This window comes from Streptomyces subrutilus (genome assembly GCF_008704535.1).
Classification (GTDB): Bacteria; Actinomycetota; Actinomycetes; order Streptomycetales; family Streptomycetaceae; genus Streptomyces; species Streptomyces subrutilus.
On the sequence record NZ_CP023701.1, the window covers coordinates 2,988,235 to 3,007,944 of the forward strand.

Genomic DNA, 19,710 nt, shown 5'->3' on the forward strand with positions numbered 1-19,710 from the left:
CCCGGGCGCGCGCGGGCGCCGCCGCCCGGCCTGGGGTGCGCGGGGGCGGCGGATCAGGTGCGGGGGATCAGCCGGTCCGCTCCGGTGCGGGCGCCGCCTTCGCCGCGCCCGTGCCGGCCGGCTCGGGGGCCTCCTGGAAGTCGACCCGGCCCATGTGCCGGCTCATCGACTTCATCAGGCCCCACACCCCGAGGGCGAGGGCCGCGAACACGATGAACCCCAGGATTCCGGGGGTCACCTTGTTCTTGTCGAAGGTGTCCCCCGCCAGCGGAAGGAGCTCGTTCAGTGCTGCCTGCGTAGCGCTCATAGCTACGCATTCTCCCGGATGCCCGCGAAGAGGTCGGACTCGGGGAGGGTGGTGTCCACGAGCGACTTCGCCAGCTCGTACTCCTCGGTCGGCCAGACCTCCTTCTGGAGGTCCATCGGGACGCGGAACCAGCCGCCGTCCGGATCGATCTGCGTGGCGTGCGCGATGAGGGCCTTGTCACGGATCTCGAAGAAGTCCGCGCAGGGCACGTGCGTGGTCAGGTTCCGCTCGGTGCGCTCGAACTCCTTCCAGCGCTCCAGCCACTCCCCGTACGGGGACTCCATGCCGCGCGCGAGCAGCGCCTCGTGCAGGGCGACGGTGCGCGGCTTGTTGAAGCCCTGGTTGTAGTAGAGCTTCTGCGGCTGGTAGGCCGGGCCGAACTCGGCCTCCGGGTACTTCTCGGTGTCGGCCGCGCCCTCGAAGGCCACCATGGAGATCGTGTGGGTCATGATGTGGTCGGGGTGCGGGTAGCCGCCGTTCTCGTCGTAGGTCGTGACGACCTGCGGACGGAAGGAACGGATCTTCTTCACCAGGCGTCCGGCCGCCTCGTCCACGTCCTCCAGGGCGAAGCAGCCCTCGGGGAGCGGGGGCAGCGGGTCGCCCTCGGGGAGCCCGGAGTCGACGTAGCCGAGCCACTCCTGCTCGATGCCGAGGATCTCGCGCGCCTCGTCCATCTCCTTGGCGCGCACCTCGTGGATGTTCTCCTCGATGTACTTGTCGCCCTGGAGCTTGGGGTTCAGGACGGAGCCGCGCTCGCCTCCGGTGCAGGTCACCACCAGCACGGGCACCCCCTCGGACACGTACTTGGCCATGGTGGCCGCGCCCTTGCTCGACTCGTCGTCGGGGTGGGCGTGAACGGCCATCAGTCGAAGCTGCTCGGTCAAGACGGGATCCTCTGCGATTCGGCGCGACGGGCGACTCCTATAGTGACCGAATCGGGGGACGGAAAATTCCGGGGGTGGGTCCGCACGGGCCCGGCCCCGCCCTGTCGGAAGGAACGACCGATGAGTACGGTGCGCGAAGGGCTGCCCGAGGGCCGGTACGGCCGCTCGGCGGACGAGCGGGCGGACCGGAAGCTCAAGATCGTCGGTTCGGCGCTGGGCGTCGTGCTGCTCGGCGTGGTCGGCTGGCTCGGCTGGGGCTACATCGCGGGCAAGAGCGTCAGCGCCGAGGTGATCAAGTTCCAGGTGGTGTCCGCCTCCGAGGTGAAGGTGCACCTGGAGGTGCGCAAGGACGCCTCGGTCACCGGGGTGTGCACCCTGAGCTCGCAGGACGAGAGCCACGGCGAGGTGGGCCGCGCCGACTTCGCCTTCGCCCAGCAGCAGTCGCGGGTGGACGAGGTGGTGTCGCTGAAGACGACCGGCCGCGCCACGATGATCGAGCTGATCGGCTGCCAGCCGGCGGCCGGGGCCTCCGGGCACTGACGCGCGGGCCCCTCGGGCCGGCGTCCGGCGCGCCCGGGCGGCGGCCGGAGAGGTTTTCCGGCGGACCGGGGCGGCGGGGGCGGGCGGCCCGTTTGGACAGGCCCCGCGCGGGCAATGAGCCTCGGAGGTCCTCCCCCTTTTCTTCCCGAATTGTTAGGCTCGTGGTTTCGTCCGCCGCTGGCGGCTTTGTAGTCCCCTGTACCGACGAGGAGCACCCGTGACCCAGACGAGCGAAAGCGTCACCTGGCTGACCCAGGCGGCGTACGACCAGCTGAAGGCGGAGCTGGACTACCTCTCTGGTCCCGCCCGCACGGAGATCGCGACGAAGATCGCAGCCGCCCGCGAGGAGGGCGACCTGCGCGAGAACGGCGGTTACCACGCGGCCAAGGAGGAGCAGGGCAAGCAGGAGCTGCGCGTGCGCCAGCTGACCCAGCTCCTGGAGAACGCCAAGGTCGGCACCGCTCCCGCCTCGGACGGCGTGGTCGCCCCCGGCACCCTCGTCAAGATCGCCTTCGACGGCGACGAGAGCGACACCATGGAGTTCCTGCTGGCCTCGCGCGAGTACGCGTCCGGGGACTTCGAGACGTACTCCCCGCAGTCCCCGCTGGGCACCGGTGTGATGGGCAAGGGCATCGGCGACGACGCCCAGTACGAGCTGCCGAACGGCAAGAAGGCCTCGGTGAAGATCCTCGACGTCAAGCCGTTCACGGGCTGACCTGCCCCACGCCCCACCTCGTGCGCGCGCACGCGCGTGACTGCGACGATGCCCGGCCGGTCCTCCCGGCCGGGCATCGTCGGGTACGGGACCGGCCCGCCGCGGGGGTTACGCGGTCGCCGAGCGGTACTTGCGGACCGCGAGGGTCCGGAAGACCAGGATGATCAGCACCGACCAGAGCACGGACGCGAGCACCGGGTGCTGCATCGGCCAGGCCGCCGGCGCCTCGTACCCGGGAGGGAAGTTGCCGAACAGCTCGCGGGAGGCCTGGACGGTGGCGCTGAAGGGGTTCCACTCCGCGATGTGCCGCAGGAAGGTCGGCATGTTGTCGGAGGGGACGAAGGCGTTCGAGATGAACGTCAGCGGGAAGAGCCAGATCAGCCCGCCCGAGGTGGCCGCCTCCGGGGTGCGCACGGACAGCCCGATCAGGGCGCCGATCCAGGAGAAGGCGTAGCCGAGCAGGAGCAGCAGGGCGAAGCCGCCGAGGACCTCGGCGATGTTGGTGTGGGTGCGCCAGCCGACGAGCAGCGCGACCACCGCCAGGACGATCAGGGTGAGCGTGGTCTGGACGAGGTCGGCGAGGGTCCGGCCGGTCAGCACCGCGCCGCGGGCCATGGGCAGCGAGCGGAACCGGTCGATCAGGCCCTTGTGCATGTCGTCCGCGATGCCCGCGCCGGCTCCGGCGGTGGCGAAGGTGACGGTCTGGGCGAAGATGCCGGCCATCAGGAACTCGCGGTAGGCGGCGGGCGAGGTGTTGCCGCCGACGCTGATCGAGCCGCCGAAGACGTAGCTGAACAGGACGACGAACATCACCGGCTGGATCACGCCGAAGATGATCATCTCGGGTATCCGGGCCATGCGGATGAGGTTGCGCTTGGCTATGACCAGGGAGTCGTTGACGCCCTGGACGATCCCGCCGCGCGGGCGCGGCGCGGCCAGTTCCGGGGTCGGGGAGGTGAGGGTCACCGGGCCGTCTCCTTCCGTGCCGCCTCGCGGCCCTCGGCGGCGCGGGAGCGTGCCGCTGCGGCGCCCGCGTGCCCGCCGTCGCCGTCGTGCGGCGCCGCGTCCTGCTCGGCGTCCCGCTCCGCGCCGTGGCCGGTCAGGGAGATGAACACGTCGTCGAGGGTGGGGCGGCGCAGTCCGATGTCGTCGATCTCGATGCCCCGGCCGTCCAGCTCGCGGATGACCTCGGCGAGCAGTTTGGCGCCGCCGGAGACCGGCACGGTCAGCTTGCGGGTGTGCTCCTCCACGCTGGTCTCGCCCTTGCCGAAGCCTGCCAGGACCTCGCGGGCGCTCGCGATGCGGTCCCGCTCGTGGACCACGACCTCCACGCGCTCGCCGCCGGTACGGGCCTTGAGCTGGTCGGAGGTGCCGCGCGCGATGACCTTGCCGTGGTCGACGACCGCGATGTCGTGGGCGAGGTGGTCGGCCTCCTCCAGGTACTGGGTGGTGAGCAGCAGGGTCGTGCCGCCCGCCACCAGCTCCTGGATGATCCCCCACAGCTGCTGGCGGTTGCGCGGGTCGAGCCCGGTGGTCGGCTCGTCCATGAACATCACGGGCGGGCTGACGACGAGCGCGGCCGCGAGGTCGAGGCGCCTGCGCATGCCGCCCGAGTAGGTCTTGGCGGGGCGGTCGGCGGCGTCGGCGAGGTTGAAGCGTTCGAGGAGTTCGGCGGTGCGGGCCTTCGCGGCCCTGGCCTTCATCTGGTAGAGCCGGCCGACCATCTGGAGGTTCTCGCGGCCGGTGAGGTACTCGTCGACGGCGGCGAACTGGCCGGAGAGGCCGATGGAGCGCCGGACCTCGTTGGGGTGCTTGAGCACGTCGATGCCCGCGACGACGGCGCGGCCGCGGTCGGGCTGGAGGAGGGTGGTCAGGACGCGCACGGTCGTGGTCTTGCCCGCGCCGTTGGGGCCGAGCAGGCCCAGTACGGTGCCTTCGGGGACATCGAGGTCCACGCCGTCCAGTGCCCGTACGTCGCCGAAGGTCTTGACCAGACCTTCGGCGTAGATGGCGCCTGGCATAGGGATTCTCCCAGTGCGGTTCGGAAGTTCGAGATCGAGGTGTTTCCGGGTGCTCACGGGTGTTTCCTAGGCAAAGCCTAGGGTCGCCGGGCAGGGTGCGCCCGGCCGGGCGGGGGGGTGCGCGGCGGCCTGTGGAGGCTTCCGCGGGCCACCGCCCCGGCGCACACTATCGCGTTATATCGCGTGGGGCCATACGTTTTCCCTCCACCGCTCCCGAGCCGCCCCGGGCCGCTCCCACGCCGGCTCCGTGCGGGTCCCGGCCGCGGGCCGCCGTCAGCCGATCACCGTGTACCCGGCGCCGTGCAGCCACCGGGCCACCTCGGCGCAGTGCTCCGGGCCCTTCGTCTCCAGGTGCAGCTCGACCTCGACCTCGGTGAGCCCGAGCCGCGGGTCGGTCCGCACGTGACTGACGTCGAGCACGTTCGCGTCGACCTCCGTCAGCACCCCCAGCAGCCCGGCCAGGGCCCCGGGCCGGTCGGTCACGCGCAGCCGCAGCGACAGGTAGCGGCCGGCCGCCACCATGCCGTGGCGCAGGATCCGCTGGAGCAGCAGCGGATCGACGTTCCCGCCGGACAGCACGGCCACCACCGGTCCGCCGCCGTACAGTTCGGGCTCGCCGAGCAGGGCCGCGACCGGGCTGCACCCGGCCGGCTCCACCACGAGCTTGGCCCGCTCCAGGCAGAGCAGCAGCGCGCTGGAGAGCGCGTCCTCGGAGACCGTGCGCACGTCGTCGAGGAGCTCGCCGATGATGCGGAAGGGCACGTCGCCGGGGCGGCCGACCTTGATGCCGTCGGCCATCGTGCTCGGGTTGTCGATCGACACCGGGTGCCCGGCCTTCAGCGACGGCGGGTAGGCGGCCGCGCCCGCCGCCTGCACCCCGACGACCCGCACGTCGGGCCGCAGCGCCTTCACCGCGACCGCGATCCCGGCCGCGAGCCCGCCGCCGCCGATGCCGACGAGGATCGTGCGCACCTCGGGGCACTGCTCCAGGATCTCCAGCCCGACCGTGCCCTGGCCGGCGATGATGTCGCGGTGGTCGAAGGGGTGGATGAACACCGCCCCGGTGCGGTCCGCGTGCTCCTGGGCCGCGGCGAGCGTCTCGTCGACCACCTGCCCGTGCATCCGCACCTCGGCCCCGTACTCCTGCGTCGCGGCCACCTTCGGCAGCGGCGCCCCGACCGGCATGAACACGGTGGAGCGGACCCCGAGGAGGGACGACGCCAGGGCCACGCCCTGCGCGTGGTTGCCGGCGCTGGCCGCCACCACGCCCGCCGCCCGCTGCTCGGGGCGCAGTCCCGCGATGCGCACGTACGCGCCGCGCAGCTTGAAGGAGCCGGTGCGCTGGAGGTTCTCGCACTTGAGGTGCACCGGGGAGCCGGTGAGCGCGGACAGGTGCCGGCTGCCTTCCATCGCGGTGACCCGGGAGACGCCGGAGAGCATCTTCTGGGCCCCCCGGACGTCGTCGAGGATGACCTGCGGGACGGGCTGGGGCACGCGGTAGTTCATGCCGCCAGTCTCGCAGCCCGCGCGCGGTGCGGCGCAGGACGAGCCCTCCGTCCCCCGCGGGTGCCGGCCGGGCCCCGGTCGGCACCCGCGGGGGCGAAATCGCGCCATCCGCGGCGGGTGCGGGGCCGGGCCGCGGACGGCCCGTATCAGTTCTCGTACGCGGCGTACGAGCCGCGGCACGGCCGCGTACTCTGTCCCCCAACCTTGTCGGACCACGCGAAGAGAGCCCACGGCCATGCCCTCCACCCCGGCCAATTCCGACCTGCCCGCGGCGGCCGAAGCGCCTGCCGGAGCCGGTCTCCTCGACGCGCTCCAGCACCAGGTGGCGGTCTTCGCCCGCCGCGCCGAGCAGACCCGCCTGGGCGGGGTCGGGCAGGCGCGCAACTCGATGGACCGCGCCGCGTACCTGCTGCTGAACCGGCTCGACCTGGAGGGGCCGATGGGCGTGAAGGCGCTCGCCGGCGGCATGGGCATCGACTCCTCGACGGTCACCCGGCAGGTCGCGCCGCTGGTCGACAGCGGTCTGGTCAAGCGGACCTCGCACCCCGAGGACGGCCGGGCCGTGGTCCTCGCGCTGTCCCCGCGCGGGCTGGCGCGGCTGGAGGAGGTCCGCTCCTCGCGGCGCGAGCTGATGGCACGGGTGACGGAGGACTGGACCGAGGAGGAGCGCGAGTCCTTCACCGGGCTGCTGACCCGCTTCAACCTGTCGCTGTCGGAGCTGATGGCCGCCGTCGCCGAGGCCGGCCCGGCCTCCTGAGCCCGATCCGCCCGGCCGCTTCGGCCCCCGCCCGACCCCTTGACCGGGGTGGTCCCGGTGGCCGCACCATGGGCCCATGCGGTCGGCGGACCAACGGGGGGACCCCTACGCGGAGTTCGAGGCCTTCGTCGCGGGCGCGGCGGGGCGGCTGCTCCATGCCGCGACCCTGCTGACGGGCGATCCGCAGACGGCCCGGCGGCTGCTGGCGGGCGCGCTGGCCCGCACGTACGCGGACTGGCGCCGGCTGCGCGGGGACGACCCGTACGACTTCACCCGCCAGGAGCTGTGCGCGGCCTTCGCGCGCACGGCCTGGCGCCACCACGGCGGCACCGGCCTGCTGGCCCGGCTGACCCCGTTGCAGCGGCTGGTGCTGGTGCTGCGGCTGTACGAGGGGGTCGCGGAGGAGGTCGCGGCGGCGCAGCTGGGGCTGCCGGCGGAGCGGGTGCGGGTGCTGTGCGACCGGGCGGTGGCCGCGATGTGGACCCGGGAGGCGGAGTGAGCGCGATCCCCGGCCGCCGCGAGGCCGAGGTGCGACGGGCCATGGACGGCCCGTACCCGGTGGTCCCGGCGGACCTGGCGGCGGCCGCGGCGGCCCGCGGGGCCCGGCTGCTGCGCCGCAGGCGGACGCTGCGCCGGCTCGGCTGGGTCCTGCTCCTGGCCGCGGCGGCGGCCTTCACCGTCTGGGCCGCCCTGACCCGCCCCTGGGCCGCCCCGCCGAGCGGCGTCTCCCCGCCGCTGGAGGTCTGGTGACCCGGTGACGGGCGCCGTGCGCCGCCGGGCGGAGGGTGCCGGCGGGGACGGCGGGGACGGCGGGGTGGTGCGGGACGCCGGGGCGCGGTGGGGCGGGACGCGGTGACGCCGCGTGCGTCACCGCGCCTTCCGCGTCACCGCGCCCGGGCGTCCGCGCCCTTCGCGTCCTAGCCGAGTGCCTGGGCCAGGTCGGCCACGAGGTCGTCGGCGTTCTCGATGCCCACCGACAGCCGCACCAGGTCCGCCGGGACCTCCAGCGCCGACCCGACCACCGACGCGTGCGTCATCCGGCCCGGGTGCTCGATCAGGGACTCGACGCCGCCCAGGGACTCGCCCAGGGTGAACAGCTTGGCGCGGTTGCAGACCTCGACCGCCGCCTCCTCGCCGCCCGCGACCCGGAAGGAGACCATGCCGCCGAAGTTGCGCATCTGCTTCGCGGCGACCTCGTGGCCCGGGTGCTCGGGCAGGCCCGGGTAGAGGACCTGGGTGACCTTGGGGTGGCGGGTCAGGAGCTCGACGACCTTCGCCGCGTTCTCCGCGTGCCGGTCCATGCGCACGGCCAGCGTCTTGATGCCGCGCAGCACGATCCACGAGTCGAACGGCCCGGCCACCGCGCCCATGGCGTTCTGGTGGTAGGCCAGCTCCTCGCCCAGCGCCGCGTCGGCGGTGACCAGGGCCCCGCCGACCACGTCGGAGTGGCCGCCCATGTACTTGGTCAGCGAGTGCAGGACCACGTCGGCGCCCAGCGCCAGCGGCTGCTGGAGGTAGGGCGAGGCGAAGGTGTTGTCCACGACCAGCCGGGCGCCGGCCGACCGCGCGATGTCGGCGACGACGGCGATGTCGGTGATGCCGAGCAGCGGGTTGGAGGGGGTCTCGACCCAGATGGCCTTGGTCTTCGGGGTCAGCGCCGCCCGCACCGAGGCCGGGTCGGAGGTGTCGGCCACCGACCATTCGACGCCCCAGCGGGAGACGACCTTCGCGAAGAGGCGGAAGGTGCCGCCGTACGCGTCGTTCGGAATGACCACGTGGTCGCCCGGGGAGAGCAGCGTACGGAGCAGGCAGTCCTCGGCGGCGAGCCCGGACGCGAAGGCGAGGCCGCGCCGGCCGCCCTCCAGCGCCGCGAGGTTCTCCTCCAGCGCGGTGCGGGTCGGATTGGCGCTGCGGCTGTACTCGTATCCGCCGCGCAGTCCGCCCACGCCGTCCTGCTTGTACGTGGACACCTGGTAGATCGGGGGCACGACCGCGCCGGTCAGGGGGTCCGCCGTGTTGCCCGCGTGGATGGCACGGGTCTCGAAGCTCTGGTGCTCGTGGCTGTCGTCACTCATGGGCCGATGCTATGCCCCGCGCGGGCCCCGCCCCTATTGGCCCGTTCGGCCGCGCGTCTGGTTCGCTTGAGGCATGGAGATTCTGTGGTTCCTGTTCGCGATCGGCCTGCTGGCGGCCGTCATCGCCCCGTACGTACGGCGCCGGCGCGGCGGCATCCGGCAGGTGGCGCCGGGCAGCCCGGACGCCGCCGACCCCGAGAACTACGGGTTCGCCCGGCAGGAGCTGCTCGACATCCGCCTGCCCGGGCCGGACCAGGACCTGCTGGACGCCCTCGGCAACGTGCAGCGCAGCGGGACCTGGCAGGCCGCGTCGGGTCTGCTGGCCGGCACCCCGCGGGAGGGCGAGCGGCGCTGGCAGCGCGTGCAGGCCTTCGGCGGGGCGGCGGCGCTGGAGCTCGTCCGGCAGCCGGGCGCGGGCGCGCAGTGGCTGAAGGCGTGGCGCCTGGAGGCGGAGAAGGACGCGGGCGGTGCGCAGGTCCACGCGGAGCTGCTGGTGCAGCAGGCGTGGCGGCACTCGGGCGGGGTCGGCTCCGACGACCACCGGATCATCCTGGAGGAGGCGCGGGAGGCCTGCCGCAGGGCCGCGCTGCTGGCGCCGGGCGACCCGGTCCCGTACATCACGGAGCTGGCGATCGGGCGCGGGCTGGCCTACTCGGAGGCGGAGTTCGACGCGCTGTGGGCGAAGGTCATCGACCGGGCGCCGGAGCACATGGGCGCGCACATCGCGGCGCTGCACTACTGGGGCGAGAAGTGGCACGGCTCGCGGGAGAAGGCCGACGCGTTCTCCCACGCGGCGGCCGCGCGCGCCCCGCACGGCTCGCTGCTGGCGGCGCTGCCGCTGTTCGCGCTGTACGAGAACCTGCCGGACGTGGTGCTGGTGGGCAGCTTCTACCGGAGCGCGGTCGTGACGCGGGCGGTGGAGGGCGCGCTGTACGCGGTGCACACGGCGCGGCCGGACGACCCGGTGCTGGCGCACGTACGGCACCTGCTGCTGCTGTTCCTGGTGAACATGGAGCGCTGGGCGGAGGCGATGGAACAGGTCCGGCACGTGGACGGCTACGTGGGCGCCCTGCCGTGGTCGGCGTCGGGGGACCCGGCGGCGACGTACGCGGTGCACCGGGCGCTGGCGGTGGCGGGCTACGAGGCGAACGGCGGCTCGCCGGCGACGCTCCCGCGCTGACGGCGGACCGGGGGTACGCACGGCGCGGTGCGGGCGGGGCGGGCGGGGGGAATCCCGGCCCGCCCCCGCCCGTTGTACCGGGTACCCAAGGAGGGAATCCATGTTCTCGTACCGCCGCACGCCCGAGCTCCCCACCCGCGAGGAGGCCCTGACGGGCCGCGCCGAGCCGCTCTTCTCCGTACCCGAGCGCCACACGGTCCTCGGCCGTCCGCTCACCGGCCCGTACCCGGACGGCCTGGAGGTCGCCGACTTCGCGCTGGGCTGCTTCTGGGGCGCGGAGCGCACGTTCTGGCAGACCGAGGGGGTGTGGACGACCCTGGTCGGCTACCAGGGCGGCTTCACGCAGAATCCGACGTACGAAGAGGTCTGCTCGGGCCGGACCGGCCACACGGAGGCCGTCCGCGTGGTCTTCGACCCGTCGGTGGTCTCCTACGCCGCCCTGCTGAAGCGGTTCTGGGAGTCCCACGACCCCACCCAGGGCTTCCGCCAGGGCAACGACGTCGGGACCCAGTACCGCTCCGCGCTCTACACCCACTCCCCCGCCCACCAGGCGGCGGCCGAGGCCTCCCGCGCCGGCTACCAGCGGGTCCTGACGGCCTCGGGCCACGGCGAGATCACCACGACGGTCCTCCCGGCCGCGGACCGGCCGTTCTGGCCGGCCGAGGCCCACCACCAGCAGTACCTGGACAAGAACCCGGGCGGCTACTGCGGCATCGGCGGCACGGGCGTCTCCTGCCCGATCGGCGTGGCGGCGGCCCCGGGCGAATGACGGCCCCCGGGCCCGGTGACCCGGCCCGGTGACCCCGCCGGGGGCCGGGCCCTCAGACCACGGTGACGCGGGCGCGGGCCCAGGAGGTGTGGTCGAAGGAGGTGGTGGCGTTGGCGTCCTGGACCACCAGGTGCAGGAGGCGGACGCCGCGCACGTCGAGGTCGACGGCGACCGGGCCCCCGGCCGCCGTCAGCACCGGGGTGGTGAGCAGGGTGCGGCCGTCGGCGCGGACGACGGCGCGGGTCGCGCCGGCCGCGGACTGGTTCTTCGAGAAGTCGTCGATGCCCACCAGCGCCGTGAACCGGTCCGCGCGCCCGCCCAGGTGGTAGACGACCTCCGACGGGGCGTGGACGCCCAGGCCCTTGGGGTACGTGACGCCGCCGAAGGAGATCGGCGTGCCGTCGCCCGCCTCCTTGCGGCCGTTGGAGCGGTCGATCTCCACGGGGCCCCAGCCGTTGGCCGCCGACACCCACGGCAGGTCGCTGAGCCAGCCGTCGCGGGCGGGCGGCGCCGGCAGCGGGGTCAGCCGCAGCGGGGCCGTGAACCGGTACGCGGAGGTCGTGGCGGCGGCCGTCAACAGGGTGGCGGCGGGCGCCGGCGACGGCGCGGTCACCTTCCAGGTGGTGGTCAGGGCCGCGCCCGGGGCCAGTGAGGCGGTGGCCGCGGGGCCCGCCGGGGTCGCCGTCCAGCCGGCCGGGACCGGGAGGGTGACGCGGGCGTCCGGCCAGGCACGGGCGGTGCCGTTGGCCAGCCGGGTGGTGACGGTCGTCGCGTCGGCGGAGACGGCCGCGGTCAGGCCCCACGGGCGGCGCGGGTAGGTGTCCGCCCAGGACGCCCGCAGCCGGGCCGTCAGGTCGGCGACCACGGCCGGGTTGGCGGCGGCCAGGTCGCGCTGCTCGCCGGGGTCCGCGGCCAGGTCGTAGAGCTCGAACCGCCACTGCGCGTCGGGGGCCGTGCGGTCGCGCGCCGGGGCGAACCGCACCGCCTTCCAGCGGTCCTTGCGGACCGCCTCCGCGACCCGCTTGGCGCGCCCGCCGTCGGCCGCGTCGGCGCGGCCGGTGACGCCCTGCTCGTCCCGGTACCAGTACAGGTGGTCGTGGAGCGGGGCGAGGGCGGCGGCGCCGCCCAGCACGGCCGCGGCCGAGAGGCCGTCCACGTCGGCGGGCGCCGGGGCCCCGGCCAGTTCGGCGAGGGTGGGCAGGACGTCGTAGAGGGGGGTGGGGCGGGTGCTGGTGGTGCCGGGGGCGATGCGGCCGGGGGCCCAGGCGATCAACGGGACGCGGACGCCGCCCTCGTAGAGGTTGCGCTTGTAGCCGCGCAGCGGGCCGTTGGCGTCGAAGAGGTCCGGGTTGACCCCGCCCTCCTCGTGCGGGCCGTTGTCGGAGGCGAACAGGACGACGGTGCGCTCCGCGACGCCGTGCGCGGCCAGCCGGTCCACCACCGCGCCCACCTGGGCGTCGAGGAGGCTGATCTGCGCGGCGTGCGCCTTGTTCGCCTGCGTCCAGGACGTCGAGGCGTACGCGCCGACGTCGGGGACCTCGCTCGGCGCGTGCGGCAGGGTCGGGGTCAGGAAGAGGAGGAACGGGTCCGGGCCGGCCGCGTGCGCGTCGATGAACCCGAGGGCGCGCCGCACGATCTCGTCGGGGGCGAAGGTGCCCGCGGCCACGGGTTCCCTGGCGCCGTTGTGCCACAGGTAGGCCGGGTAGTACTGGTGGGCGTGGCCGTGGTCGATGTACCCGTAGAACTCCTCGAAGCCGCGCGCGCCCGGGTGGCTCGGCTGGTCCCCGGCCTCGGGGCCGAAGCCCCACTTGCCGAACAGGCCCGTACGGTAGCCGCGCGCCCGGAGCACCTCGGCGAAGGTGGTGTCCCCGGCGCCGAGACCGCCCTGGCCGCCGCTGTCCGGGTTGGCGCGGACGGCCGCGTGGCCGGTGTGCAGGCCGGTCAGCAGGGCGGCGCGGGACGGGGCGCAGACGGCGGCGGCCGCGTAGGCGTCGGTGAAGCGCAGGCCCTCGGCGGCCAGCCGGTCCAGGCGCGGGGTGGTGATCTGCTTCTGGCCGTACGCGCCGAGGTCGCCGTAGCCGAGGTCGTCGGCCAGGATCACCACCAGGTGGGGCGGCCCGGCCGGGGCGGCCGCGGCGGGACCGTTCGCGCCGGCCGCCGCCGCCGGGGGCTGCGGCACGGCTGCGGCCAGGCCGGCGGCGGCCGCGGCCGATCCGGCGAGGAAGTGACGGCGGCTGGGCATCGCGGACTCCTGGGCTGCGGCGGCGGGCGGACGATGTGCAGATCATCCGCGCCGTGTCCGGGCCGAAGCCATGCACGGGGCATGAAGAACACGTGACAGCGGGTCCGGGGCCGTCGAGGCCCCGGACCCGCTGTCACGGCCGCGCGGCGCCGGGCCCGCCGGGTCCGGTGCGCGCCGCTCGGGTCAGATCGTCGCGGTGTCGATCACGAAGCGGTAGCGCACGTCGCTGGAGAGCACCCGCTCGTAGGCCTCGTTGATCTGCCCGGCGTCGATCAGCTCGATCTCCGCGCCCAGGCCGTGCTCGGCGCAGAAGTCCAGCATCTCCTGCGTCTCCGGGATGCCGCCGATGGACGATCCGGCGAGCGTCTTGCGGCCGGCTATGACGGAGAAGAGGTTCAGCGAGACCGGCTCCTCGGGGGCGCCGACGTTGACGAAGGCCCCGTCCACCTTCAGCAGCGACAGGTAGGCGTCCAGCGGCAGCGGGGCCGACACGGTCGAGACGATCAGGTCGAAGGTGCCGGCCAGCTTCTCGAAGGTGGTCTCGTCGTTGGTGGCGTAGTAGTGGGAGGCGCCCAGCTTCAGGCCGTCCTCCTTCTTGCGCAGGGACTGCGACAGCACGGTGACCTCGGCGCCCAGCGCGGCGGCGATCTTCACGCCCATGTGGCCGAGGCCGCCGAGGCCGACGATGGCGACCTTCTTGCCCGGGCCGGCCTCCCAGTGCTTCAGCGGCGAGTACAGGGTGATGCCCGCGCACAGCAGCGGGGCCGCGATGTCGAGGGCGAGGCCCTCGGGGATGCGGACGGCGTAGTTCTCGTCGACGACGACGTGCGTGGAGTAGCCGCCGTAGGTGGGCTCGCCCTCCTTGTCGCGGCCGTTGTAGGTGGGGGTCATGCCCTTGACGCAGTACTGCTCCTGGCCGCGCCGGCAGTACTCGCAAGCGCGGCAGGAGTCGACGAAGCAGCCGACGCCCACCCGGTCGCCGACCGCGTACCTGGTGACGCCGGGGCCGACCTCGGCGACGACGCCCGCGATCTCGTGGCCCGGGACCATCGGGAAGATGCCCTCGCCCCAGCCGTCGCGGGCCTGGTGGATGTCGGAGTGGCAGATGCCGGCGTACTTGATGTCGATGAGGACGTCGTGCTCGCCGACCGGGCGGCGCGGGACGGTGGTGCGCTCCAGCGGGGCCTTCGCGGCGGGGGCGGCGTAGGCGGCGACCTGGGTGACGGACATGGGGGATGCTCCTCGGCGGTACGCGGTCGGAAGGTGTGCGGTGGGCGGCGCGCTCCGCACCGCGCGGAGGCGGGGTGCGGGACCGTCGGCGACGGTGCTGCACCCTCCGTGGCGGTGCGACACCGTACGTGACGGTGCTGACGTGACGCCCGAGGTACCTGTGGCACATGGGGCTCGTGCCGTACACCTCCACCCTGCCCCGCTCAGCCGTTCCCACCCAGCCCCCTGTCCTGCCTAGGACTGCCGGACCTACCCTTGTCGGGGTCAGGCTGGGCCCGGCGCCGCACACGGGCGGCCGGAGATACTTGCGGTATGGACCAGCTTGATCAGCGAGCCGAACTGGGCGAGTTCCTGCGCTCCCGCCGGGCGCGGCTGCGCCCCGAGGACGTGGGCCTGCCCGACTACGGGCGCCACCGCAGGGTGCCCGGGCTGCGCCGGGAGGAGCTGGCGCAGCTGGCGGGGGTGTCCGTCGCGTACTACACCCGGCTGGAACAGGGCAACGGCCACAACGTCTCGGCGGAGGTGCTGGACGCCATCGCCCGGGCCCTGCGGCTGGACGACACGGAGTGCACCCACCTCACGCACCTGGCCCGGCCCCGCACCCGCAAGCAGCGCAGCCGCCCGCACCGTCCGCAGCAGGTGCGGCCGGCGCTGCGGACGCTGATGGACGCGATGGACGGCGTACCGGCGTACCTCGTGGGGCACCGGCAGGACGTGATCGGCTGGAACCGGCTGGCGGCGGCCGTCTTCGGGGACTTCGGGGCGCTGCCGGCCTCCGAGCGGAACCTGGTGCGGCTGGTGTTCCTGGACCCGGCGACGGCGGAGCTGTACCAGGACTGGGAGTGCCGGGCGTGCGAGGTGGTCAGCAACCTGCGGATGTACGCGGGCGAGCACCCGGAGGACGAGCAGCTGTCCGCGCTGGTCGGTGAGCTGTCGGTGAAGAACGAGGAGTTCCGGCAGCTGTGGGCGGCGCACACCGTGGCGGACAAGACGCACGGCGTGAAGCGGCTGCGGCACCCGCTGGTGGGCGAGCTGAGCCTGGCGTTCGAGACCCTGCGGCTGCCGGACGACGGGGAACAGGCGCTGGTGGTCTTCCACGCGGCCCCCGGCTCGCCGTCCTCCGACGCCCTCGCCCTGCTGTCGTCGTGGTCCACGCCCGCGGATCCGGCGGCCGGGGCGGCGGGCGGGACGGGACCGGAGCCGGAGACCGCGTCGGCGCCGGCCCCGAAGCCCTCCTAGGCCGGCTCCGCGCGCGGCCCCGGGGCGGCGGGGCCGCCCCCCGCCTCAGGGGTCCTCCGTCACGGGTTCTCGGTCACGGTGACCTTGCCCCGCCGGATGGTCGCCACCCTCGGCGCCCGCTTCGCCAGGGCGCTGTCGTGGGTGACCATGACGAAGGTCAGGCCGTGCTCCTTCCACAGCCCCTCCAGCAGCTCCATGACCTCGTCCCGCATGGACTCGTCGAGGTTGCCGGTCGGCTCGTCGGCCAGCAGCACCTTCGGCCGCTTCACCAGCGCCCGGGCGATGGCGACGCGCTGCTGCTGGCCCCCGGACATCTCGCCCGGCACGTGCCCCATCCGTTCGGCCAGACCCACCGACTCCAGGGCTTCGGCGGCCCGTTCGCGCCGCTCGCGGGCCTTGAGGCCGAGCGGGACCAGGGCCGTCTCGACGTTCTCCCGGGCCGTCAGGGTGGGGATCAGGTTGAAGGACTGGAAGACGAAGCCGATGTTCTCGGCGCGGACCCGGGTGAGGCGGGCCTCGGAGACCGTGGCCAGGTCCAGGCCGTCGAGGACGACCTGGCCGGCGGTGGGCCGGTCCAGCGCGCCCAGCATCTGGAGCAGGGTGGACTTGCCGCCGCCCGTGGGGCCCTGGATGACGAGCCGGCCGCCGTCCTCGATGGTCAGGTCGACGCCGGCGAGCGCGTCGATGGTCTCCTTGCCGCGCCGGTAGCGCTTGGTGACCGCGGTGAGTTGGTACATCTCGTTCCTCGCTTGCTCGGATCGGTACGTGCGGACGCGCGTGCGGGCGTACGCGGGCTGCGGGGCCCGCGGGGCCTACTCGACCCGGCGCAGGGCGTCGGCCGGCCGCAGCCGGGAGGCCCGCCAGCCGCCGAAGCCGCCCGCGACCAGGCCGCCCAGCACGGCGAGGCCGACGGCCAGGCCGATGGTGGCGAGCGAGACGGGCGCGGTGAGGGCCACGTCCAGGGCCTTGCCGGCGGACTCGCGGGCACCGCGGCCGAACCCGGCCCCGCCGCGCCCGGCCGCGCGCATCGCGCCGCCGCCCCCGCCGGCCAGGTGGGCGGTGAGGGTGGGGCTGATCGCGGTGATCAGCCGGGCCGCCGCAAGGCCCAGCGCGATGCCGAGGGCGCCGCCGATCAGGCCGTTGACCAGGGCTTCGCCGGCGACCTGGCGGGTGACGCGACCGCTCTTCCAGCCGAGGGCCTTGAGCGTGCCGAACTCGCGGACGCGCCGGCTGACGGCCGCGGAGGTGAGGAGCCCGGCGACGAGGAAGGCGGCGGCGAGCACGGCGTACGAGAGCCAGGTGCCGACGGTGTCGGCGAGCGAGGCGGCCGTGGACAGCGAGCCGGAGACGGTGTCGGCCAGGTCGGCGGAGGTGGTGACGGTGGTGTCGGGGACGTTCTTCTGGATGGCCTGCTTGACCGGGCCGATGTTCTGCGAGTCCGCGGCCCGCACGTACACCGTGGTGATCTTGTCGGGGGTCCCGGCGAGGGTCTGGGCCTGCTTCAGGGGGAGGTAGACGTTGGCCGCGGCGTCCCCGCTGTCGGCGGTGGCGATGCCGACGACCTTGAACTTGGCGCCCTTGACGGTGAGTTCGGAGTCCACGGCCAGCTTGTTCTGCCGTGCGTAGGCGCTGTCGACGACGGCGACGGCCGTGTCGGCGTCGGCGGCCGCGAAGCCGCGCCCCGAGGTGATCTTCGAGGTGGTGAGCGGGCCGAGGCCGGCCCGGGTGACGTCCGCGCCGTAGACGGAGAAGGAGTTGACGTCGAAGTCGGCCCCGCCGCCCTCGACCGTGCCGGCCGCCGGGCCCCCGCCACCGCCGCCGGTGGCGCCCGGTTTGGCCGCGCCGCCGCCCTCGGCCCGCCGGAACTCACCGCGCTTGAACTGGCCGTTCACCTTCATCACCTGGAGGCTGAGGCCGCCGGCCGCCTGGGCGACGCCGTCCTGGCCGGCCACCTGGCTGACGGTGGCCGCGTCCAGGGTCTGGAAGCCCTGCGGCATCACGAGGTCGCTGCTCTGCTCGGGCGCGGCCGTCCCGTCGGCGCCCTCCCCCTCGGGCTTGGCGTCGAACCTGAAGCGCGGGCGGGCCGCGGCGCCGCCCTCCCCCGGCGGGGCCTGGGCCTTGGTGACGGTCATGTCCGTGCCCAGCCCGTAGAGCGACTGGAGGACGGTGCCCTGCGCCCGTGTCATGCCCGCGGAGACGGAGGTGACGACGATGACCAGGGCGATGCCCAGGGCGAGCCCGGAGGCGACCACGAGCGCCGCCTTGCGGCGGCGGCGCAACTCGCGCCGGAGGTAGGTGAAGAACATGCGGCCGAAGCTAGGCGGCACCCCTGATCGCGGGATAAGGCCCGGGTGAGAGTCCCATGAAAAGGACGAGGGCGGGGGACCCTTCCGGGTCCCCCGCCCTCGTCCGCCTTCGTCCGTGCGGGTCGTGCGGGTCGTGCGTGCTACGCGGCCGTACGGGGCGTCAGGACGCCGCGCCGGCCTTCCACTCGGCCCAGCTCATGTTCCAGCCGTTGAGCCCGTTGTCCGGCTTGATGGTCTTGTCCGGGGAGTTCACCACGGTGACCACGTCGCCGATCAGCGAGTTGTCGAAGAACCACGCGCCGGGCTGGTTCGGGTCGCCGGCGCCCTTGGCGTCGTTCAGGCCGACACAGCCGTGGCTGGTGTTGACGCTGCCGAAGATCGAGTCGGAGCCCCAGTAGTTGCCGTGGATGAAGGTGCCGGAGTTCGACAGCCGCATCGCGTGGGGCACGTCCTTGATGTCGTACTCGCCCTTGCCGTCGTCGTCGGTGAAGCCGACGGTGGCGCCGTTCATCCGGGTCTCCTTGAACTTCTCGGAGATCACCATCTGGCCGTTGTACGTCGGGTTCTCCGGGGAGCCCGCCGAGATCGGGATGGTCTTGAGGACCGCGCCGTCCCGGGTGACCGTCATCTTCTTCGTCTTCGCGTCGACCGTGGAGACCTGGCTGCGGCCCACCTTGAAGGTGACGGTCTTGCTCTGGACGCCCTGGACGCCCGGGGCCCCCTGCACGCCCTCCAGCTCCAGCTTCAGCGTGACGGTGGAGTTCGCCTGCCAGTACTGCTCGGGGCGGAAGTCCAGCCGCTGCGAGCCGAACCAGTGGCCGACGACCTCCTGGCCGCTGCTGGACGAGACGTTGATGGCCGCCTGCACGGCCTTCTGGTCCTTGATCGGCTTGTTGAAGGTGATCGAGACCGGCATGCCCACGCCGACCGTCTGTCCCTGGTCCGGGATGAACGAGCCGACGAAGCTGTTCTCCGGGGAGACGGTGGTGAAGGAGGCGTTCTCGTGCGCCTCGCGGCCGTCGGCGTCCTTCGCCGTCGCCGAGACCGCGTACTTGGTGGAGCGCTTCAGCGCGGTGTCGGGCTTCCAGCTCTTGCCGTCGGCGGCTATCTTGCCCGCCACGACGGTTCCCTCGGAGGACTTGAGCTCCACCTGGGTGAGCGTGCCGTCACTGACCGCGACGTTGGCCGAGTCGTTGAGGCCGACGTTGCCGGCCCCGTCCTTCGGGGTGATGGCTATTTTGGCCTTGGAGGTGTCCTTGGCCGCCGCGGCGTCGACGTCCGCCTGGGACTTGCTGGCCTCGCCGTTGCCCTTCGGCGAACCGCCGCCCCCGTCGCTGCACGCCGAGAGCACCAGTACGCCGCCGAGCACGGCGGATATGGCCGTCAAAGACCTTCTCCGCCGCTTGCTGTCCGTCCTCACACGCCACTCCATCGTTGCCGGATAACGCCGGGGCTGCCGTCCCGGGGTCGGGCCGGGCAGGGGGACAGACCCCCTGCCTGGTCCTGACAACGCGTTAACGCCGGGGTTCGGTTCCACATCCCGTTCGGATGTGGGCCACCCCACGGTCAGGCGTTGTCGTCTTCTTGGTCGAAGTCCCCATCTTCCTCGTCGAGGTCCCACTCCATCGACTCGGGGTCGTATTCCACGGGCTCGCTGCTCCACGAGGCCTGCGCCAGCTCGACCCCCGGGATGTCGACGACCAGGTCAGTGGGGTCGACGAGGTAGGCGAGGGCCTCCGACTCGTCCTCGCGGACGGCGGCCTCCGCGTGCCCGCGCTCCTCGTCGGGCATGAACTCGTCGGCCTTGATGTGGGCGAGCGCGGCTCCGGTGAGTGCATCCGGATCGGGTACCTCCAGTACCAAATCGACCCGAAGCCGTACGTAACGTGATGTCTCAGAGGGGTTCATACGACGGAGCGTAAGCCCGCGGGAACCCCCG

The 19,710-nt window shown here is 73.6% G+C and carries 20 protein-coding genes; 8 read left to right on the forward strand and 12 right to left on the reverse strand.

What is annotated here, in order from left to right; translation table 11 throughout:
• Positions 1 to 67: 67 nt before the first annotated feature.
• Entirely contained in the window at positions 68 to 307 is a 240-nt protein-coding gene (locus CP968_RS12785; RefSeq protein WP_150518140.1) for a hypothetical protein, read from the reverse strand.
• Between the two features lie 2 nt (positions 308 to 309).
• Entirely contained in the window at positions 310 to 1,191 is an 882-nt protein-coding gene (gene mca / locus CP968_RS12790) for a mycothiol conjugate amidase Mca (protein WP_150518141.1), read from the reverse strand.
• A gap of 120 nt (positions 1,192 to 1,311) precedes the next feature.
• Between mca and CP968_RS12795 the strand changes: the two genes are divergently transcribed.
• Both CP968_RS12795 and greA read left to right on the forward strand, forming a co-directional pair.
• A complete protein-coding gene (locus CP968_RS12795) occupies positions 1,312 to 1,731 on the forward strand; it encodes a DUF4307 domain-containing protein (protein ID WP_150518142.1) in 420 nt (139 codons plus the stop codon).
• A gap of 217 nt (positions 1,732 to 1,948) precedes the next feature.
• Complete coding sequence (gene greA / locus CP968_RS12800; protein ID WP_150518143.1) at positions 1,949 to 2,446, forward strand: transcription elongation factor GreA; 498 nt, start codon at positions 1,949 to 1,951, stop codon at positions 2,444 to 2,446.
• Positions 2,447 to 2,554: 108 nt separating this feature from the next.
• Here greA and CP968_RS12805 read toward each other — a convergent pair whose 3' ends face one another.
• From CP968_RS12805 to ilvA, 3 genes are all read right to left on the reverse strand, one after another.
• A complete protein-coding gene (locus CP968_RS12805; protein ID WP_150518144.1) occupies positions 2,555 to 3,412 on the reverse strand; it encodes an ABC transporter permease in 858 nt (285 codons plus the stop codon).
• Positions 3,409 to 4,467, reverse strand: coding sequence for an ATP-binding cassette domain-containing protein (locus CP968_RS12810; protein ID WP_150518145.1), 1,059 nt, complete (start codon positions 4,465 to 4,467; stop codon positions 3,409 to 3,411). The genes CP968_RS12805 and CP968_RS12810 overlap by 4 nt, the downstream gene beginning before the upstream one ends.
• Positions 4,468 to 4,740: 273 nt before the next feature.
• Positions 4,741 to 5,973: a threonine ammonia-lyase gene (ilvA, locus tag CP968_RS12815; protein WP_150518146.1), complete on the reverse strand. Its 1,233-nt coding sequence runs from the start codon at positions 5,971 to 5,973 to the stop codon at positions 4,741 to 4,743.
• A gap of 235 nt (positions 5,974 to 6,208) precedes the next feature.
• Between ilvA and CP968_RS12820 the strand changes: the two genes are divergently transcribed.
• The 3 genes from CP968_RS12820 (at position 6,209) to CP968_RS12830 (ending at position 7,480) form a co-directional block, all read left to right on the forward strand.
• Positions 6,209 to 6,730, forward strand: coding sequence for a MarR family winged helix-turn-helix transcriptional regulator (locus CP968_RS12820; RefSeq protein ID WP_150518147.1), 522 nt, complete (start codon positions 6,209 to 6,211; stop codon positions 6,728 to 6,730).
• 76 nt (positions 6,731 to 6,806) lie between these two features.
• Entirely contained in the window at positions 6,807 to 7,229 is a 423-nt protein-coding gene (locus tag CP968_RS12825) for a sigma factor-like helix-turn-helix DNA-binding protein (RefSeq protein WP_150518148.1), read from the forward strand.
• Entirely contained in the window at positions 7,226 to 7,480 is a 255-nt protein-coding gene (locus tag CP968_RS12830; RefSeq protein WP_306419911.1) for a hypothetical protein, read from the forward strand. The genes CP968_RS12825 and CP968_RS12830 overlap by 4 nt, the downstream gene beginning before the upstream one ends.
• A 167-nt stretch (positions 7,481 to 7,647) precedes the next feature.
• Here CP968_RS12830 and CP968_RS12835 read toward each other — a convergent pair whose 3' ends face one another.
• On the reverse strand, positions 7,648 to 8,805 hold the full coding sequence (locus CP968_RS12835) for a cystathionine gamma-synthase (RefSeq protein ID WP_150518149.1): 1,158 nt from the start codon (positions 8,803 to 8,805) through the stop codon (positions 7,648 to 7,650).
• A 73-nt stretch (positions 8,806 to 8,878) separates the two neighbouring features.
• Between CP968_RS12835 and CP968_RS12840 the strand changes: the two genes are divergently transcribed.
• Both CP968_RS12840 and msrA read left to right on the forward strand, forming a co-directional pair.
• Positions 8,879 to 9,985 (forward strand): hypothetical protein, encoded by a 1,107-nt coding sequence (locus CP968_RS12840; RefSeq protein WP_150518150.1) that lies wholly within the window; start codon positions 8,879 to 8,881, stop codon positions 9,983 to 9,985.
• Between the two features lie 100 nt (positions 9,986 to 10,085).
• Positions 10,086 to 10,754, forward strand: a complete 669-nt coding sequence (gene msrA, locus CP968_RS12845) for a peptide-methionine (S)-S-oxide reductase MsrA (RefSeq protein ID WP_150518151.1) — start codon at positions 10,086 to 10,088, stop codon at positions 10,752 to 10,754.
• A gap of 52 nt (positions 10,755 to 10,806) precedes the next feature.
• On the opposite strand, the gene CP968_RS12850 is transcribed toward msrA, so the two are convergent.
• Together CP968_RS12850 and CP968_RS12855 are read right to left on the reverse strand one after the other, a co-directional pair.
• The gene (locus CP968_RS12850) at positions 10,807 to 12,996 is read right to left on the reverse strand and encodes a sulfatase family protein (RefSeq protein ID WP_150518152.1); all 2,190 of its coding nucleotides are present in this window, start codon (positions 12,994 to 12,996) and stop codon (positions 10,807 to 10,809) included.
• A gap of 183 nt (positions 12,997 to 13,179) precedes the next feature.
• Positions 13,180 to 14,226: an NAD(P)-dependent alcohol dehydrogenase gene (locus tag CP968_RS12855; RefSeq protein WP_150518153.1), complete on the reverse strand. Its 1,047-nt coding sequence runs from the start codon at positions 14,224 to 14,226 to the stop codon at positions 13,180 to 13,182.
• A gap of 312 nt (positions 14,227 to 14,538) precedes the next feature.
• On the opposite strand from CP968_RS12855, the gene CP968_RS12860 reads away from it, so the two are divergent.
• Positions 14,539 to 15,465 carry a helix-turn-helix domain-containing protein gene (locus CP968_RS12860; RefSeq protein ID WP_150518154.1) on the forward strand — a complete coding sequence of 309 codons (927 nt, stop codon included), beginning with the start codon at positions 14,539 to 14,541 and terminating at the stop codon, positions 15,463 to 15,465.
• 59 nt (positions 15,466 to 15,524) lie between these two features.
• On the opposite strand, the gene CP968_RS12865 is transcribed toward CP968_RS12860, so the two are convergent.
• The 4 genes from CP968_RS12865 to CP968_RS12880 all read right to left on the reverse strand — a co-directional run bounded on the left by CP968_RS12865 (position 15,525) and on the right by CP968_RS12880 (position 19,679).
• Positions 15,525 to 16,202 carry an ABC transporter ATP-binding protein gene (locus CP968_RS12865; RefSeq protein ID WP_150518155.1) on the reverse strand — a complete coding sequence of 226 codons (678 nt, stop codon included), beginning with the start codon at positions 16,200 to 16,202 and terminating at the stop codon, positions 15,525 to 15,527.
• Between the two features lie 75 nt (positions 16,203 to 16,277).
• A complete protein-coding gene (locus CP968_RS12870) occupies positions 16,278 to 17,771 on the reverse strand; it encodes an ABC transporter permease (protein ID WP_150518156.1) in 1,494 nt (497 codons plus the stop codon).
• Positions 17,772 to 17,931: 160 nt separating this feature from the next.
• Positions 17,932 to 19,203 (reverse strand): L,D-transpeptidase, encoded by a 1,272-nt coding sequence (locus CP968_RS12875; RefSeq protein WP_150518157.1) that lies wholly within the window; start codon positions 19,201 to 19,203, stop codon positions 17,932 to 17,934.
• A gap of 134 nt (positions 19,204 to 19,337) precedes the next feature.
• Entirely contained in the window at positions 19,338 to 19,679 is a 342-nt protein-coding gene (locus tag CP968_RS12880; protein ID WP_150518158.1) for a hypothetical protein, read from the reverse strand.
• Between the last annotated feature and the right edge of the window lie 31 nt (positions 19,680 to 19,710).